The sequence below is a fragment of the Paenibacillus qinlingensis genome, from assembly GCF_031455095.1.
Lineage (GTDB): Bacteria > Bacillota > Bacilli > Paenibacillales > NBRC-103111 > Paenibacillus_E > Paenibacillus_E qinlingensis_A.
Genome location: NZ_JAVDSB010000009.1, coordinates 67,545 through 87,086, shown reverse-complemented (window position 1 = coordinate 87,086; position 19,542 = coordinate 67,545). Strand labels below are relative to the sequence as shown.

Sequence of the window (19,542 nt, the reverse complement as noted above, 5' to 3'; positions counted from 1 at the left end):
CCCCCTTGACTGAATGTATTTGAAACATATCTACATGCATGACTTCCTGGAATATCGCCCTGATTAAAACGAATGTGTTCCCAACCACCGCCTTTCATATATAAGATACAGGTCTAGGCTTTAACAGCACCAACCGTCATCCCTTTGACAAAATACTTCTGCAGGAAGGGATACACGATAACAATCGGGAGTGTTGCGACGATCGTTGCCGCCATGCGGATTGAATCCGACGATACGGCGAGACGTTTGGCCGAATCTGCCATTTGCTGCGCATCGGACACCATAGAAGACGTCTGATACTGATTCAATATTTTGACCAGCACCGCCTGTAAAGTCTTCAATTCCGGCTTATACGTGAATACATAGGAATCGAACCAAGAATTCCAGTGGCCGATTGCCGTAAACAAACCTATTGTTGCAAGCACTGGTGTTGTTAAAGGCAATATGATCATAATGAAGATTTGCAAATCGTTCGCACCGTCTATTTTCGCTGATTCATCTAATTCCCCAGGAAGTTGTTGAATAAATGTGCGTACCAATATCATATAGAAGACATTCATAAGCCCTGGTGCAATGTATACCCAGAAGGTATCAATAAGGTGCAGACTTTTTAAGATCATATAGTAAGGAATTAAGCCGCCGCCGAAGTACATCGTGAATATGAAGAACAATGTGATGGGTCTCCCACCAACTAGATCACGTTTGCTCAGCGGATAAGAAAGCAGGCAGATAACTAGAACCGCGAGAGGCGTGCCGATCAATGTGCGTGCAATTGTCACTTTGAGCCCATTAATAATTTCCTGATCGCCCAAAATCTGCGCATAGCTTGTTAGCGAGAAATCCCTCGGCCAGAAATACACACCACCCCGGATTGTATCCTCCGCACTATTTAGAGAGAGTACAAGAATGTTCCAGAAGGGGTAGAACGTTGCGATAAACATCAGTAAGAGGAACCCATATACGAACCAAGCGAAGAAAACATCGCCTCTCGATTTTGTTCTCATGTAAACCCACCCATTTCTATCTTTTCTTAGTTAGAACAAAGATTGCTGATTCATTCGTTTAGAGAGCGAATTGACGCTGACAACGAGGATAAAGGCAATGACCGATTTAAACAACCCTACAGCTGCTCCATAAGAAAACATGCCATTCTGTAATCCGTAACGGTACGTATAGGTATCGATAACATCCGAATATTTCAAGATCGTGTTATTTTGCAATAAATACTGCTGATCGAAACCCGCGTTCAAAATCCCGCCAATTGACAATATAGCTAGAATGACAATCGTAGGGCGCAAAGATGGGAGTGTTACGTGGAACATTTGGCGCATGCGACTGGCCCCATCAACTCTGGCTGCTTCATATAGTTCGGGATTAATAGCGGCTATTGCGGCCAAATACATGATTGCATTAAATCCCATGTCCTTCCACATATTCGAGACGGCAATGATTCCCCAGAAATAATGACCATTTTGGAAAAATTGCACGGGTTGCTCTGTAAAGTGCAGAAGCATCAATATTTTGTTAATCAACCCTTGTGAAGACAGCAGTGTTATGATGATGTTGGCTGCTATGACCCACGATATAAAGTGAGGTAAGTAAGATACCGTTTGCATCACTTTTTTGAATAAACCTGTCTTCACCTCATTGATCATTAAGGCCAGTAGAATGGGGGCCGGAAATCCGATTAATAGGGATAAGAAGCTTTGGGCAATCGTATTTCGCATAATGATATAGAAGTCACCGCTGCTAAAGAAGTACCGAAACCACTCGAAACCGACAAACTTACTTGTAAAAAACTGATGAAAAAATGAACCTCCACCGGGCGAGTAATTGATAAACGCCATGTATAAGCCGAACATCGGACCATACGAGAAGAATAGGGTAGAGATGAATGCCGGCAGGATCATTATGTATAAGTATTTTTGGCTCTTCATCCTTCTGAGTTGCGCTTCCATGTGGTTAACCCGCCTTTTCCAGGCTGCGACGGCTGAAGCCGCTCGATCACAACCATCATCATTTTGTATATTCTCATTATAGGAACGGGCCATTCACAATTCTATACAAACATCCTCCGAAACGTATTCCAAATGAACGATCCTTGGGTTAGGTCATTGTTTATTTGAGCTATACGTTTTACAATACATGGTGTTATAACTAACGTTCAGAAAGGTGGTAGCGCTCTCAATGTACAGCATACTGCTGGTAGACGATGAAAAAATGGAGCTCGAAATGCTCGCCGATTACGTTCGTTGGGGTGACATGGGTATTCGTGTCGCTGGCACAGCGAAGAACGGTAGAGAAGCGCTTCAGCGCATGGAAGAACTTCGACCTGATATCATATTAACGGATGTCCGGATGCCTATTATGGATGGACTGGAATTCAGCAGGCGAGCCAAGCAGATCAATCGCAACGTCCAAATCATATTCCTAAGTGGTCACGATGAATTTCACTATATTAAAGCGGCGCTTTCCGTTGAAGCGATCGGCTATTTGTTAAAACCACTTGATATGGGCGAGCTTCAACTCCTCATGGAGAGAGTGAAACAGAAGTGCGAGGAATTCCGAATATCCTCTCAGACTTCGGAAGTACTCAAAGAATCCTATCTGAGGGAACTCGTACAGGAAAGTAGTCCTCTGATTAGATCGCAATGGATTGAGAAACTAGTCTTACTGCCATCTTCAATCCCTTCGAGCGGACTTTTTCAAATGATTTACTTAACTGTTGACCCTGTTAGCCATTATGGCTTGGAGCTCGTTACACAGATCCGTAATTTCACACAAGCGGAGATCCCTCGTTCCTTTCTCTGTCAAATGAAAGAAGGAACCTTCCTGCTTCTCTGCCACAAGCAAGATACAGCGCCACTCGAGCTATACCCTGCGGCGGAACGACTGATTCGCTATATCAACGACAGCAATAACTTGATTATTTCAATCGGTATTTCCGATGTACAGATGGGCTTAGATAGCCTATACGAACTGTATGTCGGCGCCAGACGAGCGAATGAAAGCAAATTTTATTACGGATTGGGGACATGTACAAGGGCTGATCAAGCTGTGGAGCCGGTGTACAAAGAAGTGAACCCCGAGCAGGCTATTGCTTCACTTTGTCATGCCATTTCCCACTTACAAGAAGCTGCTGCCTCTACCGTGATTCATGATTTCTTTCATGAAATGCGCACGTCCAAGATCGATCGTGATCTGGTCTGCTCAAGCTCACTGCGCCTTATTACAGCCATCGAGCAGCATTTTACCAATATTATCGGAGGCGACTCTGTGAATGCCATGTATGTCGACGATTGGAGAGGCATCGCGAATTATTCAACTATTAATGAAATTGAAAATCATATTTTGGGAGTCTGTCATGCCATCCTCTCCCTTATGAAAGAAAAGGACAAAGATAAGAATCTTCATATTATTCATCAAATCACTAATCTTATCGACAACAGCTTCAGCAGACAGTTGACCATTGAGGATCTCGCGAAACAAGTGTATCTGTCACCCAATTACGTGCGAACTTTATTTAAGGAAAAAACGGGAGAAACGATACTGGAATATTTGACACGTATACGCATACATCATGCAGGAGAGATGCTCAAAGATAAATCCAAAAAAATCCATGAGATTGCCGCATCCGTTGGATACGAGAACGTCTCCTATTTTTGCTCTGTGTTTCAAAAGTTCAAAGGAACGACCCCTAACGAATACAGGAAAAAACAGTTATGAAGCAGCGACGATTGCCCTGGCCACTCGGGTTGGTAGCTAAAACGTTTCTTAATCTCAATTTGAACCGTAAATTATTCGCCGTCTTTTGCATCGTTTCCATCTTACCGTTATTGTTTTTCGTCAAATATTCCTATGACACCACCAAACAGGAATTAACAACACAAATCTATGCCAATATGATTGCAACGACTGATCAAATTAACACAAACTTAGAAACAAAGCTGGATTCTTATTCACAAATATCAGCTTCCATTTATTTGGATAATACGCTGCGTCTGCTATTAATTAAAGATTACTCCGAAGATGAAACAGAATACTTAGATTCCTACATGTACTTCAATAATGTCATGAAAAATGTATTAGCAACGAATCCCGATATTCGGGCGGCATCCATCTACATAAGCAATACCACATTTCCTGCGGATAGCGTATATATTAAACGCATTGATGCTGCAGCCAAAGCAACCAATTGGTACGCATCTATCGCCAATTCTCATGGTAATGTGACTTACAGCGTGTCCGCAAATACGGATACCACTGAACCTGTATTTACGCTTGCACGTTTGCTCAATAACAACAGCCTTAACTTTCCTTACGGGATCCTTACGTTCGAAATTGCTGAAGCGGACATTTATCGGCTTATGGAGAAAGAAGATAAACAAAAAGATATTTATATCGTCAATGAGAATGGCAATATTTTATCCAACCGCAATAAAACACTTCTGAATCAAAATATTAATACCTTAATCTCCGGTACTTTCCGTGAGAATCAGTCAGGAAGCTTCGACAGCATGTACAATGGTGAGAAGTCACTCGTCGTGTACAACACGATTAAAAATGGCTGGAAAACGATATCCGTTATCCCCTACAAGAGCTTCATTTCGAATGCTCAAAAGGCATCCAAACGAGTTCTTCTCATGGCTTTGAGCAGTATTGCGATCTCCGTAGTTTTAATTTATATCACTTCACGGTTCTTCACGAAACGTATCGAATCCCTGCTTCAAGTCATCCGGCGGGTTGAACGGGAAGATTTTAATGTCAATATGACGTTTATGGGGCATGACGAAATTGGGCAGCTATCCTTTGCCTTTCACAAGATGACAGGGCGCCTCAAAGAATTAATCAATGAGGTCTACAAGAAGGAAATTGCCAAAAAAGAAGCGGAAATGAACATGCTGCAAGCGCAAATTAACCCACACTTTTTATATAACACGTTGGCTTCTATCTCATCTTTAGCTATTAAGCATGGGGATAATAGAATTAACGAAATGGTCTCACACCTCGCTAAGTTTTACCGAATTTCATTAAATAAAGGAAAAATGATATTGCCCATTAGTGAAGAAATCAAGCTCACCAAATATTACATTGCCATCCAACAGCATAGGTTTGAAGGGTTGCTGCGACTCCATTATGACATTGATGATTCTGTACTGGTTTATCAGACCGTCAAACTAGCCTTACAGCCATTTGTCGAAAATGCCATCAATCATGCCGTGTGGGACGACGAAGTCGGCCTTAATATTATCATTAAAGTATACAGAGATGATTACGATATTTATCTGGAAGTAATCGATGACGGGATGGGCATGCGTGCCGAAACACTGGAACGTGCTCTCAATAAAACAGATAACATCTCGGGGTATGGGATTACGAATGTTGACCAGCGGATTAAATTAGCCTTTGGCGATGAATACGGCGTGATGCTGTACAGTAAGTTTGGAATCGGAACGAAGGCGCAAATTCGTATCCCGCTGCACGGTATTCATTCATAAACATGATTGAAAAATGTGACTAATGAAACAAAGGGGCTCTGATGAGAGCCCCTTTTTCTCATAGCTATTTACTTGCCTTTTGGATGAAGTAATCGATGTCGGCAATAAGGATGTCAGAGAATTCTTTGGTGATCTTCTTACCGACGGTTACAACTCCCACAAAAATTCGCAGCGCTTTTAATTGCAGAAGGGTCGCTTCTTTATTATGACTGCGAATAATCGCATCCACTTTGGCAAGCAACTCCTTGCCCTTGTCTGAAATGGTAATTGAACCATTCGCAACACCGATATTGATGAGATCCAAGAAATGACTAGTATCCATCTGTACTTGCAGCGTATACGTATTCGCCGTCACATTGCCGGCCAGATCCGTTCCCATGATCTCGATGAGATGGTTGCCAAGGGCTAATGTTGCAGGGGCAGCTTGAATGGGATTGCCCGTGGTTTTCTTATCCAGTTGAATCGTGCTATGACCTAGGCCGCTTAGCGAATCCGTTATCTGAACCGACAAGTTCAAAGAGTCTGTCTGCCAAATGGTTAATGGACCATTGATTCGGACAGCGGGTGCTGTGCGATCGATGCCTGCCCTCACTTGCTTGGCTGCCTCGACATTGCCGTATCGATCCTTCGAACGATATTGAATGCTGTAAGCACCTTCTGTAGAAAGCGTCACAGGTCCATTAACCGTTACCCAATCTCCACCATTGAGCTGGTATTCAGTCAGCAGTATGCCAGAGCCTCCCGGTTGATCTACTGCGCTGAAAGTCATCTTAATATCTTTATTGGTAATGGTATTGGAACCACTGATTCCGTCCAAGATGACGTTTGTCGTAGGAGGTACGGTATCTAGCTGAAGCTTAAATAGTTTAGATTCAGCGGGCTTCAGGGTTACATTCAGCATACCGCTCACCTTATCCTCGGCTCCTGTCCAAAGATCCGTTCGTAGATAGTTACTGACACCATTCAAGCCAGCACGCGCCAAATCGATGGACTTCGTCGAAGCGGAAGCTCCGCTATAATTGAAGACAGCCACGTAGTAAGAGCCATTGTGATTCAGCACGAAAGTCTCGGCTGCATTTGCACCCGTATTCCCTTCCACTGCTTGGAATGCTTTTCCTAGTAAAGCGACTTGGTTGACTGCCTTGTTCGTCAACAATTCATTCATGTAGGCTTGAGCCGTCTCATTATGAACATCATCCGAATTCAAGAACACCGTGCCCGAAATAACGGCGGAATTAACTCTGCTGCGCGCCTCGTCCATGGAGCTTGCTCGCGACAATGACATATGATCTGGGTCTGTGTAGGGGTAAATCGTGCCATTCTGCCACCAACCATAAGTGAGCGAGTTCAGCTCGTACTCGGTTTCACTGATTTTGCCATACACATCACAAGATATTCGACGGCTGTGCGCATATTGACTAGGGAATAACGGCGCAATCGACTCGCTAATGAACATGCTGCCATTAATGACATGATTCACGTACGCCATCCCTTGATTATACGCTTGAATACCGGTGGTCACCGTCGGATCAGCATGCTTGCCTTCCAAAGAACCGTGTGTTAAGAAATCCAGTTTAATATACGTGAAGCCTAAACTCTTAAATTTACCCAAAAAATAATCCATTCGTGCCTTCGTGCCCGGATGAGTTGGATCAAGTGCATAAGCGCCATCCAGCGTAGGCAAAATATTGCCTGAACTATCCCTCAATACGATGTCACCGTATGTATATTGATTGTTCGTCCCCTCAACCACCTGACTCATATTCGTGCCCCAGTAGACAAAGGGTCCCCAATATATACCGGCTTGCTGACCATTTTGATGAATGGTTGTCACCGCATTACGCAACTGCGTATCCGTTAAATTGTCCCAATAGGAGTCTAAGTTAATGTAGAGTGACCCCTTGTTGTTAAAAGATTGATTCTGCAAGTGCTCCTTGAAGTAGTTCGACGTATCGATAACATCTTGATAAGTGAGATCGCTGCCGTAGGCTCCCCAGCTATTCCAGCCTACCGGAACTTCTTGGGCAACAGTGCCCTGGAAGCTTAATGGCGGAGCAAACACGGCGTTCGCGCGCCCGTATTCCTCGAGACCGTCACGGTAATCGGCAAAATAACCGACAAACATCGTTGGTGATGTTACTTCCATACCCGTGATACTTCCGTGGGGCACCGTGTCGTGTGTAATGTTGGACGATGCTCCGCCATACACCGTGAGGTTACTCAATTTATTGTTAGACCCGTTCCAGGAAATACCCGTCTTCCACGTATCATGCGTAGCGGAGCCGATCACAAGTCCATTCCGATTTGCGTTATTGTAAATTGCCGTTACTTCATAACCAGTGTTCGACGTGTTGATCGATTGAGCCTTATACCGAATCCAATTATCATTATCAAAAGGGACAAATAGGGCTCGGTTATCCGCATAACTGCCAATGTCCACACCGCCCGTATTGTTCACAACGATAGGAGCTATGGTATTTGTCGTCATGGATGCGGTATTTACCGCTTTTAACTGAGTCAGAAAGAAGTTCTTCCCTTCATACAAGGTATAGATTTGATGAAGCGTAGGTTTACCAGGCGCTTCGTTAATGACGGTGAAACGAAGACCTGCACCAAAACCGTCATGAACAGGCACGATCGCTGCGTCGGATAAGGTATGCTGTGGATAACTTTTATTGGTGATGAGTTCATCCAGTTGTAGACTGCCGTATACGCCCTTTACAATTTTGGCATCCTTCCATGTATAATCTGCCATGCCGCTATCTGTATGGTACGTAATGGTCGTATCACCGTTCGAAAAAGTAGCACCATACGTATAACGCGTTACGGTGATGGCACCGTATTGTTTCGACTCGCCGGGTACGCCAAGAGAGCTGTCGACGTTATCGTCATCGCCAGGATTCTGTACCAGCTTCGGGCCAACAACAATTTTATCCAGATCAGGGGAGTATCCGTTGCCGTCAGCGAACTGAATTGTATTGCTGCCAGCCACTAAAGCCAAAGGAATCACATACGTATTCACCGTGTTCCAGTCAGGTGTTTTGGGAAAATCATACGTCTCTGCAGATCCACCATTTGCACTGACTTGTACAGCGCGAGGATCGCCAGATATATAAGATACGGTTACTTGATAATTCCCTGCTGAAGCCACTTCAACCCCATTAAATTGCAAGGAGCTGCCTTGATATAAGTTGCCGACTTTCTTACCTTCCGAGCAACTGCTGCAATTGGCAATACTTGCTTTGCCACCGAGTGTGTTCGTAGAAGCTTCTGCTTCATAGGTTAAGCTTTTGGGAGAAACAGAAATCTTATCGATATCAGGGGAGTACGAATTGCCATCGGATAAAAGGATTGTATTGCTGCCCGCCTGTAAAGAAAGATCGACGTCATACGTGCCGACCGTATTCCAATCCGCCGTTTTGGGCAGATCATATAGCTCGGACGAGCCTCCATTTGCACTGATTTGAACAGACCTAGGATCTCCGGAAATATAAGAAAGCTTCACCGTGTAGATACCGGTAGCATTCACTTGGATCTGATTGAATTGCAACGCGCTTCCTTGATATACATTACCGACTTTCTTGCCTCCTGAACACGAACCGCAATTCGATATGGAAGCTTTGCCCGTTAGCACATTGAGCACAGACTCTGCCTCGTAATGCTGAGCGAATACTGGTGGTGGGTCGCCTCCGCCACCATCTCCAGGATTCTGCGTACCTGCAGGATTGATTACCACTTTGTCAATATCCGGTGCATACCAATTGCCGTCGTCAAATACGATCACATTCGTACCGGCATTCAGTTGCAGCGTAATATCAAAAGTGCCAACCGTGCTCCAATCCGCCGTTTTCGGAAAATCGTAATTTTCCACGCTCCCTCCATTTACACGGATGTTCACCGAACGAGGATCGCCGGATATATAAGAAACCGACATCTTGTAGCTTCCAGCTTCGTTCACGGTAATACCGTTGAATTGGAGCGAACTTCCTTGATAGAGTCCACCTACCTTCTTACCACCAGAGCATCCGGTACAATCGGCTATTGATGCGTTTCCAGCTAAAAGATTACCCGCTGCTTCAGCTTCGTAGCTCTGACCTTCCGCATACGCAGTTTGAACGCCCATGCCCGCGTTGGCTGGCAGCGCCACTAATAAAAGCATGAACACAACTAGCCATATCGCAATCCTATCCCTCATAACATCTCTCCTTGTACAATGAAATTTTCATTCATGTCTATTATAGGAAGGAAATCAGAGAGATCTCTACGCGATTATTTTCAGAAACATACCGTTATCTAACAGACTTTGTAGATTGCAAAATTACTAAAAAACACCGCGCAACCTATTCATTCATAAGTTGAACGGTGTTTGTTTTTTTTGCATTTCCGCGTTTCTATTGTTGATGCTCTGACTAGTCCTTCGATATAATGCTTTTCTGTTGTATCTACAACAGAATTTCTTCTACCCAAGTACACTTCAGGTACCCTAGTTTTCTGATGTATATACAACAGAATTCCTTCTACCCCAGTGCACTTCAGGTGCCTTACTTTTCTGTTGTAGATACAACAGAATTTCTTCTACCCCAGAGCACTTCAGGTGCCCTGCTTTTCTGTTGTATCTACAACAGAATTTCTTCTACCCAAGTACACTCCAGGTACTCTACTTTTCTGTTGTATCTACAACAGTATTTGCTCTACCCCAGTGCACTCCAGGTGCCCTGCTTTTCTGTTGTAGATACAACAGAATTTCATTTAAACCGAGATCACTCGCGCCACTACCAGCGCTGCTTATCACTTAATCTTTAACACATTTTGAATATGCTGGTAGACATCCTCATTAATCATCGCATCAAGATCATGTTCAAACATGTTAATATCAAGGAATTTACCATTTGCAAATTTATATCTAAAGATTGATATGCCAGAACCAATATCCTTGGTGTTGCCTAGTTTGTGTATTAATTCTTTGTACGACATGTCCTTTGTTATTTGCTTCAATTGAGACAACGTTATTTTTCGTATCTCAGTTGTTAGTACTGGAGGTTCGGTACTATTTGACGGAGTCGAATGATTAGAGCACCCGAGTAAAACTGTCATTAGAGTAACAAAAAATAAAATAAATACATTTCGCCGAATATACATCGCGCTGTCTCCCTCATTTAGATTTCACTATTTTATCTTTGTTACTTGTCATCCAGACGTCATCATTTTTCTCAATGGTTTGTCTTAGTTGGATGGATCCTAGGAACGTCTTCCTGCTAGTTAAGATTACTTTTCCATCTTTTTTGAAAACGATGTTCTCCAATTCAATTGCCATCCCACCAAATATATTTTTCGCTAAATTGGTCTCTATATTCGAATACTTCCCTTCCCCCACATCAACTTTAGTAATTTCCTTTACGTAATTTAATAACGCTATTTTTTCATCCGTGTTGAGTTCTAAATTATCTGTTTTCACTAATACATATGTCATCTTGGAATTATTATAAAAATTGGCATCTTGATCAAAAATCGTTTTGAAAGCAACTTTGTATATGTCCAAATAGTCATTCTTATTAATTATTTGCGGTTTTGTACATCCAACTATGAGGATTACCAATAGAAATAGTACGACTAACTTTTGCGATAATTGATTCATCTTAATCATTTGCTCTCCTTCTGTCTCGCATTTAACAATCGCTCCATGACAGTTAGACGTCCCTTTTTTACAATAGTTCCATAATTAAACAATTATATTTTGTAAAATACTTAGTTTATCTCTATACTTATTCTAACAACTTTATTTCACTCATTTTAAACAAGGGGAATACCATTATGCACATATCTGACATGCAAAAGCATATTCAACAATTCAGTATCGAGAAGGGCTTCGATTCGTCCACTGTGGAACAAAGAGCACTATATCTGGTGACCGAAGTAGGTGAGATGGTCAAGGAACTGCTGCATCTTTCCTATCATCCGGACCACGAAAACAAAGAAGATATTAAAAAGAACCTCGGTTTAGAAATGTACGATGTGGTATGGAATATCTGTGATCTCGCCAATAAATTGGAAATCAACCTTGAAAAGGCCTTTGCGATGAAAATGGAAATAAATAAGGATCGCACTTGGTAGAGTCAAAAAAACGCTCATCCACCTGCTCAGTTGAGCAAGGGGATGAGCATTTTTCCTACCCTCCAAGTAGCTTTAGTTGATAAAATTCAGCTGCTGCAGCATTCGCTTCAGTATGACAGTTGCTTGAGCTCGGGTGGCCTCTGCTAAAGGTTCAAATTCTGTATCCGACACTCCGCTCAAAATATTCGTAGCTACAGCCTCATCAACTGCTGCGGCCGCCCAGTCGGAAATGGCATTTCGATCGCTGAATCGAGATAGAGCCTGCGCTAGGGTAACAGCTGCTTGTTCCGTTCCCCGAACAATCCTCATAGCTCTAACGATCAGGACGGCCATCTGTTCACGCGTTATCGTTCCTTCAGGCTGAAACGTACCATCAACATAACCGTCGATCAGACCTGCCTTCACAGCGGCACCGATCGCCCCAGCGAACCAATCCTCACGAGTAATATCTGTGAAGTGAGTCGCTTTGAGCTCCTCCGGAAGACCGAGTCCCCGTATCAATAGCGCCACGAATTCAGCTCGAGTCATGCTCCGTTCTGGCGCAAAATTCATCTTGGTGACACCATGCACGATTTGTTTGGAGGCTAGCAGCTCAATATCCGTTCTTGCCCAGTGCTCCACAAGATCCGAGAAGGTTTTATGTGACTCGGCGATCGCGTATATACTGTTGCCATTACGCAACATGGTACGTGTAGGTGTAGAGGAAGCTGACTGAGTATCTGACTTGGTTGGACCCACACTTTCTTCCTCCCTGTCTTCGCTTTGCTCATCGGAATCTCCCCCGTCAATACTAGACGGGGGTGTTGTATCCATAATGTCAACAGCTAGCATTGCATTCGTTCCTGCACTGAATTGGAAGTTCAGCGATAAAGAACCTACAGCTTGCGCCATGAGATAAGCTTTTTTCAACGTAATTTGATTACCAAGCACCGTATAGTCTGTTCCTTTAGCAAGCGCTACACTTCCATTACTTATCCCCTCAAGTAGGTTACCATTCAACGATAGCGAGACACTACTATCTTTAAATTCGGTGCTGTTGCTATTTTTATCAAATACTGCCAAGGTAGGATTGACTACAGAATTTTGAATTGCGTTATTAAAAGCATGCACAACCACTTCAAGATAAGGCTGCTTATTCGTATTCTCACTGGCGTATACATAGATTTTTCGCCCTACGAGTACCTCCTCAACAAGCGCCAGATCAAGCGTGGTACTGGTTTTTAACCTTTCCTTCGTATATTTGGTAATATCGAAGCTCTTATCGGCTTCTACGTTCGTATACCGAGTTGCCTCGGTAATGGCCTTTCCAAGCGCTGGTTTACTCGCATAATGAACCGTTCCTTCCTCCCAATCACTCAGCACTGGTTTCAGTACCGTATCGACAAAGGTACCGCTGGAATCATCCACTTTTCCAGTGGCATGGAATTTGACAGATGCAATCTCGCCAGCAATGCCACTTAAATCAAATGAGAAGTAAGCCTCACGATAATCATCGCCGCCTGCATTTTTCACATTCAGTTTGGTATCGTTGCCATAGGCATCTTCCTGATACATGCCGGATCGAACGAACGTATCTTTGCTCGTAAGCTTTGTAATCACGGTCGGGTTAGCGGATGGCACCAAAACCTGTAAGGTCGCAGTCTTACTAATACCGCCTACGGTAACCACAGAGGTAATCTCCGCAGTTCCTGGACTGATTCCCGTAACGCTCCCTGCGCTATCCACGGTCGCCACTTGTTCGTTGCTGCTGTAGAATAACACACTCGTCGGGCTAAGCACCGCAGCCCCTTGATCGTCTAACGTTGCCGTCAATGCCGGTGCGGCAGTAGTACCCGCTCCTACAACGATTAAGCTTGTTGCAAAAGAAGTCGAAGCCAGCGACGGAACTGAAAAGTGCTCCACAGCAACAGCATCATCATAACCGAAGGTGATTACATGCGTTTTTCCAGGGTCGGCGGTCGTGTCCACTTCGAACTTGATGGTCGGTGATAGCTGAAGTACAGTGATTGTACTGTCCTTACTAATCACTTCCGTCCCCTGCTTCTTAATCTCAAAGCTGATTCTATCCTGTTTCTGCGTCGGATCGGAGACAGCCAACGCTAATTGTTCATTGGTTTCCTTCAGCATCACGGACGAAGAATGATTGGCCTTTACATGATCCATCGTGCCTCTCTTCCAGAAATTGATACCCGTGATGTCCAGTGTGCTGTCTTTTACTGCTTGAATTTCCGGCGTATTGGACAGTACTACTACGTCCGGATTTGCACTGTAAGCAGCAACCGCAGCAGCATCCTTCTTAGGCAGTTGGATGTAGCTATAGTCGGCCTCCTGCGGTGCGATCCCATGCGGCATCCAGAGCGTCATATAGTTCCGCGTATGCCAGAGATGGAAGAAATCAAAGCTGGCCGTCACTTCTGTGTTGGTCTCTGTACCACTTTGTGCAAAGAGTCCCATTTTCAGCCCCATATTAAGCCGATCTGTACCTGCCATAGCGTTGGTGAACGTATACAGTGGCGTTCCCCAAGCTGTTTCGCTGCTGCTGGCGTATACCGAATAGCGGTCATTGCTCTTATCGATTTTCAAAAAGACGTCTCCTGTCAGGTTAAGAGGGAAATCAACCACTTGGGAGACCCCGTCAACTTCATTGACAGCGATAATTCGGCTGCCTTGCGAGGTCATTCCCTTTGACAGCGACACGTAGTTATCGTCATCTTTTCGAATCAAAAGCCCCGCTTCCTGCCCTGGCTGTGTAGGTGCAATATCCAGAGAAGTGGTTACAAAAAAATCTTCCTTAGGCGCTGCAGTCTGGAACAGATTGAACGTAGAATTTGCGTTCCCCCTTAAGCTCCCCTGCTGTGATTTGATCTGCAACTTCGTGCCCGTTAGCGCATTGTGCGTCTGATTCTCTCGGATCCATCCCCAATTCGCAGCTCGATTGGTGCTATTGAATTCATCATCGCCCGGAAAGAAAAACTTCTCGTTAATCGTTTTCGATTTACCTTCCCTTTCTTCTCGCAGCATCTCTACATTCGCGACGTTAGGAAAGACATAGCCTCCTGTGCCGTCTAGATGTATCCAATGTGTACCTTCTTTTGTAACTTGTTGGCCCATAGGTGAAAGATCCACGCTGCCATCAACGGTAAGGACATTATCCCCATTGGCATTCAACGGGCGATTCTCCACAATCGTCTCGATGGGTCGATCGGAAGTGCTATTGATTCCTGCGCCAAGTGCAACGATCTCATCATCAAACATAAACCATGACTTCTTCGCTGATACATCCATATCCCCATAATCATGTTGTTTGAAGTCCATACCGGCTGTCCCGTACGTACGGTCCAACGAGACACCGCCAGTCCAGCTGGTCTCCATTAACTCGCCGTCACCAGCGAACTTGCTGACATCCACATAAGGCCGATTCGCGGATGTGGATGCGGGGCGATTCACATCCCGATCGACAGTAATGCCAGGCAATCGGCTTGAATCAGCCGTTGTCCAGAACAGGGCTAAATAATCCAATGGATCTAGATACAGCTGTGTCATGCCGTCCGCCTCATACCAGCCCTTCAAATTCTCATTGCTAACTGTTTCATAGTTAGCCATGCGATCGGAGTGCATCGAAATGCTATACAACCAGTCTTCTCCTCGGTGAACGACATTATCCTGATTGTAGAAAAGGAAGTTGCCTGCTGGTGGCGTATAAGCCTCGACCGTCTCGTCATTAAGAATGCTCTTTGCTTTTTGCATATTCCAGATGTTCGCGTTACTTAGAAATGCTCGAACATTGGCGTTCTCAATATGATATTTGATCGCACTTTTTTGCTTCTCAACATACGGATTGCCAGCCAATTCAACTTGCGTCAATAGCGCATTCAGGACAGCATACCCGCCAAACGTGTACTCACGGGATATTTCCCTGCCGTCAATCGCGTTAATCATTTGCCCTTTGTACAGATTGGGCTCGAACGCTTCAAAGTACCAGTCGAAAATATTCGCCTTCTGCGAGTCCTCATTGTCCCACTCACTACCACTAACCAGCCATAGAGTATCGGTGAAATCCTGGAGAAGTGCTTTTCCGTATGCACCTGCATAAGGGAAATAGTCATGTTGGATGAATGAACCATCCTCATAAAAGCCATCCCCAGCCATGACATTCGGGAAAACCTCCGTCAATCCATCGGAGCCTGCTTGAATGCGGCTGCTTTGCTTACCAGTAATCCCTCTTAGAATCATAACCTTGCTGACAAAAACCCGATTAGCGCCGGTACGAGTGACCGTAGGATTGAACTTATCAATCGCTCTATTTAATTTCGTGATCAAATCGGGATGTGCACTATAAGGAATCGTTTCGTAGAGCAAAATCATAGAATCATTGATATTGTTCGGCACATTAACCAGCCAGTCAAACCAATTATCATATTGGCTTTTATTTTCGTTATAGCGAAGCAGATAAAACTGGTTCCAGCTCTCCAGCATGTCGTACAGCAGTGCCTCTTCTTGGTAATAAGCAGAGCCATAGGTCGCCCATGCTTTAGCCATCGTTCTTAATCTGGAGGACATTGTGCTTAATTCAACCGACTTGGTCGTCGACGTCAAATCCAACCACGTGTAGGTCGTTTTATTCATAGATTCCCAAAGGTTCTTAGTGTCAGCATCCAGCGTTTGAATAATCTGTTGAATATCGGGATCATTCACATCATAGGAATTGTCCGGATCGTAGCCGCTCATCTTCTTGGCATACTTGATTCTCAAGGTATCGTACGCATCCTGAGCAGTTGGGTACACTCGAACCAAGACAGACGCCGATTCCCTCGTTACGCCGTCCAACGTGACGATCGCTTTGACTCTCGCTGAACCAGCATAAACCGCATTCGCGACATTCGTGCCTCCGCTGCCCAAAGCAATACTTTCACTATTACTGACATATGTAATCGCTGCTTGGGTTAAATCAGCCGTTTCCCCATTCTTCCTTGTAGCACTTATGGAAAACACAACCGACTGTCCTGGTTTTATCGTATCTGTGCTTGGCGATAGGACCACTTCTTTAAGGACATTCGGCTGCTCGTATACGAAGGTAAACGGGATTCCCGATGAGAGATTGCCCGCCAAGTCTCTTGTCTTAATCGTAAACGTATAAGACTCCCCTGCGTTGAGGTGAGGCGCTTGAAAGGTACCGATGCCTTTCGCTACCGTCCCTAGAAGCGTCGTCCCCTCATAGATGTTAACGCCGGCATAATCAACATCCCCAGGATCGGACCAGGACAACGCATACTCACCATTCCTTAATCCGCCCGATACATTGGAGACTTCTGCAGGTGCGATGCCATCTGCCGTTAGCAATACGCTTGCGGATCTTGTTACGCCTTCTAGCGTAACGGAGGCTGTGATCGTCGCGCTCCCACTCGATACTGCTCTTGCAACGCCGATCGTAGCGTCGTCAATGACAAAATGAGTACTATCGCTCGTATACGTGACGGTGGCACTGGATAAAACAGCAGGCGTATTCGTGTCCATCGTCCCTGATATCGTCAGATTAGCTGATTGTCCCAAACCTAACGAAGTGTGGTCAGCGACTACTGATACCGCTTTCAAAGAAGGGGTGCCGTGGATAACCAAATACGGCTTAGCTTTATGTCCAGGCGTATCCTCAATGGTTGTGGTACGCGATTCAATCTTAATCAAGGCATTCGAGCCTGTCAGAGCAAAGGTTGCCTTTTTATCCGTAGTAAGTTGACTCTGAATAAAGGAGGTCACATCCAAACTGCGCCACCCAGCCGCAGTACTGCTTGGAAATATCATAGAACCAATTAGATTCCCTCCTGGTCCTGGCTTCGAATTCCATGTCAAGGCGCTCTCGCTCCAACTGTCACCTGTTGGCGTATCTACCCCATAGACCTTGGCGGTCACCGTATTGGTTGCGCTTTCACTATTCTTGCCAAACAAGAACAGTTCTGCCGATGTAATATGCTCCGGATAATTAGTGAGATCGAACTGTAAATATGCCTCCCTAGGCGATGTTGTATTCGTTTCCTTCACATTCAAATAACCTGCTTTGCTCGCTTCTCCGCCATTTGGCAAATTGCTGTAATCGGGATTCACGGGGCTAGGCGGGGTCTTCCTGACAAAATTATCTTGAACATTCATGACCGTGTAGGATTGTTCGGATGCATGAGCGAACGGCACGCTGAGTCCGCTAAACAATTGACTCACGAGCGCCAAAGCTAACCCGACTGTCAAACACTTCTTGACCTTACTTATCATCTAAACTCCTCCCTTTTTTACAATGGAGAGGCAGCCCATAGTACAGGACTGCCCCTTCCGAATGTTGTATCCACCTTATTTTTTCACCTTTGCATACCATTCCCTTGACCGCTTAGTTACTTCCTCACCGCCGGATTTATTCCACTTCTCGACGAACTCATCAAATTTACTGATGGGATATTGGCCTAAGATAATCTTAGTCGCGTACTCGACATACAGAGTACGATTGTTTATATCTGCAAAGCCTTCGTACACACTGGCAGGCAATCCGTCTCCAGCAATCGTTTTTACGTATTTCTGATTCTCCGCCATATTTCTTGTATTCTGACCTAACGCCCATTCACGCTCAGCTGAAGTGGCCGACTTCAACAGATTTGTTTTATATGCCAGTGTATCGAGATCGTTAAAAGGTTGGAACAGCTTATTCTCTTGTGTGCTTTTATCCGGAGCGATCGACACTTTCTTACCATCTTTAACCGTATGGTGCATACCCTCAGCGCCATAGAATAGATTTTCCCACTTACTTTTGTCATACAGATTATTTAACAGTTTCATGGTAGCCATCAGCTTTTTCTGATCCTTGTTGTTCTTGACGACCCAGATCGGACTTCCCATTTTCTTCTGCGTGTAGAAACCTTTGAATCCCGGCACTTCCGGAACTGGGAGCACAGCGTAGTCGCCTTTTACGTTTGTGTTTTTGGAAATTTTCTCAATGTGTCCGCCAGCATCCTCCACCCAGTGATAGTACAAACCTACTTTATCGGAGTCGATTTTACCGTCCCATTGGGCTTTGTTGTTTAATAAAGTTTCCTTATCCAGCAAACCGTCTTTATACAGCTTGGCAGCAAACTCCAACGCACCTTTCATGTTCGGTGTCACTGCGGAATACGTCATCTTCCCTTCGTAGATGTCCCAGTCCGGCTTGCCTTCATTCATCGCAACACCGTACATGGCGAAAATGTGATCCATCCAGGCCGCTTGCTCACGCCCACCTGTCGGTATCTCATCCTTCTTGCCGTTGCCATTCGGATCCTTATCGCGGAATGCTTCCAACACCTTCACAAAATCATCCTGCGTTTTGGGCATCGCAAGCCCCAATTTATCCAACCAGTCTTTGCGAATCAACCCGCCCATGCGACCGTAATCTAATACCCCAGGTACATAATAAATGCGACCTTGTCCGGTAGGGTCATTTGCTTTTACAATATCCCACACATCCTTCGGAACTGCATTCCACAGGTTCGGCGCATATTTGGGAATGAGGTCCGTCAGATCAGCAATCGCGCCATTTTTGGCTAAGCTTGCTTCCATGCCTTGCTGCGGAAGAAACATATCGGGCATTTCATTGGCTGCAATTTTTAAATTGAGTTGATTTAGATACGATGTCCCGCCGTTCCATTCCACATAAGGATGGATAATGCCAACGCCGAGTTCTTTTTTATAAAATTCATACAGCGTGCTGCCCTTCTCAATCGGTTTAAAGCCTAGATTAGAATACCATACTTCTAGATTTACGATTTCCTCAGGAGCAGCGCTGCCAGTCGGGTTTTGAGACTGGCCTTGCGTGACTGCTTCTTCCTTCTTGGCGCAGCCAGCGAATACGGATACTGATAATGCTGCAGTTATTGTAAGCAAACTAAGCTTTTTCCATAACATGTTGTATTCCCCCATT

At 44.7% G+C, this 19,542-nt stretch carries 9 protein-coding genes; 3 read left to right on the top strand and 6 right to left on the bottom strand.

Annotated elements, in window-relative coordinates; all coding sequences use genetic code 11:
* Positions 1–113: 113 nt before the first annotated feature.
* The gene (locus J2736_RS21530) at positions 114–1,004 is read right to left on the bottom strand and encodes a carbohydrate ABC transporter permease (protein ID WP_310500651.1); all 891 of its coding nucleotides are present in this window, start codon (positions 1,002–1,004) and stop codon (positions 114–116) included.
* A gap of 30 nt (positions 1,005–1,034) precedes the next feature.
* Complete coding sequence (locus J2736_RS21525; RefSeq protein ID WP_310500650.1) at positions 1,035–1,937, bottom strand: ABC transporter permease; 903 nt, start codon at positions 1,935–1,937, stop codon at positions 1,035–1,037.
* Between the two features lie 250 nt (positions 1,938–2,187).
* Between J2736_RS21525 and J2736_RS21520 the strand changes: the two genes are divergently transcribed.
* Positions 2,188–3,726, top strand: coding sequence for a response regulator transcription factor (locus J2736_RS21520; protein WP_310500649.1), 1,539 nt, complete (start codon positions 2,188–2,190; stop codon positions 3,724–3,726).
* A complete protein-coding gene (locus J2736_RS21515) occupies positions 3,723–5,498 on the top strand; it encodes a cache domain-containing sensor histidine kinase (protein ID WP_310500648.1) in 1,776 nt (591 codons plus the stop codon). The genes J2736_RS21520 and J2736_RS21515 overlap by 4 nt, the downstream gene beginning before the upstream one ends.
* A 64-nt stretch (positions 5,499–5,562) precedes the next feature.
* Here the strand turns inward: J2736_RS21515 and J2736_RS21510 are convergent, their stop codons facing one another.
* Positions 5,563–9,693: a carbohydrate-binding protein gene (locus J2736_RS21510; protein WP_310500647.1), complete on the bottom strand. Its 4,131-nt coding sequence runs from the start codon at positions 9,691–9,693 to the stop codon at positions 5,563–5,565.
* Positions 9,694–10,650: 957 nt separating this feature from the next.
* A complete protein-coding gene (locus J2736_RS21505) occupies positions 10,651–11,142 on the bottom strand; it encodes a hypothetical protein (protein WP_310500646.1) in 492 nt (163 codons plus the stop codon).
* Between the two features lie 167 nt (positions 11,143–11,309).
* On the opposite strand from J2736_RS21505, the gene J2736_RS21500 reads away from it, so the two are divergent.
* Positions 11,310–11,609 (top strand): MazG-like family protein, encoded by a 300-nt coding sequence (locus J2736_RS21500; RefSeq protein WP_310500645.1) that lies wholly within the window; start codon positions 11,310–11,312, stop codon positions 11,607–11,609.
* Positions 11,610–11,681: 72 nt separating this feature from the next.
* On the opposite strand, the gene J2736_RS21495 is transcribed toward J2736_RS21500, so the two are convergent.
* Together J2736_RS21495 and J2736_RS21490 are read right to left on the bottom strand one after the other, a co-directional pair.
* On the bottom strand, positions 11,682–17,870 hold the full coding sequence (locus J2736_RS21495) for a polysaccharide lyase family 8 super-sandwich domain-containing protein (protein ID WP_310500644.1): 6,189 nt from the start codon (positions 17,868–17,870) through the stop codon (positions 11,682–11,684).
* A gap of 75 nt (positions 17,871–17,945) precedes the next feature.
* Positions 17,946–19,526 (bottom strand): extracellular solute-binding protein, encoded by a 1,581-nt coding sequence (locus J2736_RS21490; protein ID WP_310500643.1) that lies wholly within the window; start codon positions 19,524–19,526, stop codon positions 17,946–17,948.
* Positions 19,527–19,542 lie beyond the last annotated feature (16 nt).

What these genes read in the sequence shown, in the direction of transcription:
- J2736_RS21530 (WP_310500651.1), bottom strand. Translation starts at nt 1,004, where the DNA reads ATGAGAACAAAATCGAGAGGCGATGTTTTCTTCGCTTGGTTCGTATAT.
- J2736_RS21525 (WP_310500650.1), bottom strand. Translation starts at nt 1,937, where the DNA reads ATGAAGAGCCAAAAATACTTATACATAATGATCCTGCCGGCATTCATC.
- J2736_RS21520 (WP_310500649.1), top strand. Translation starts at nt 2,188, where the DNA reads ATGTACAGCATACTGCTGGTAGACGATGAAAAAATGGAGCTCGAAATG.
- J2736_RS21515 (WP_310500648.1), top strand. Translation starts at nt 3,723, where the DNA reads ATGAAGCAGCGACGATTGCCCTGGCCACTCGGGTTGGTAGCTAAAACG.
- J2736_RS21510 (WP_310500647.1), bottom strand. Translation starts at nt 9,693, where the DNA reads ATGAGGGATAGGATTGCGATATGGCTAGTTGTGTTCATGCTTTTATTA.
- J2736_RS21505 (WP_310500646.1), bottom strand. Translation starts at nt 11,142, where the DNA reads ATGATTAAGATGAATCAATTATCGCAAAAGTTAGTCGTACTATTTCTA.
- J2736_RS21500 (WP_310500645.1), top strand. Translation starts at nt 11,310, where the DNA reads ATGCACATATCTGACATGCAAAAGCATATTCAACAATTCAGTATCGAG.
- J2736_RS21495 (WP_310500644.1), bottom strand. Translation starts at nt 17,870, where the DNA reads ATGATAAGTAAGGTCAAGAAGTGTTTGACAGTCGGGTTAGCTTTGGCG.
- J2736_RS21490 (WP_310500643.1), bottom strand. Translation starts at nt 19,526, where the DNA reads ATGTTATGGAAAAAGCTTAGTTTGCTTACAATAACTGCAGCATTATCA.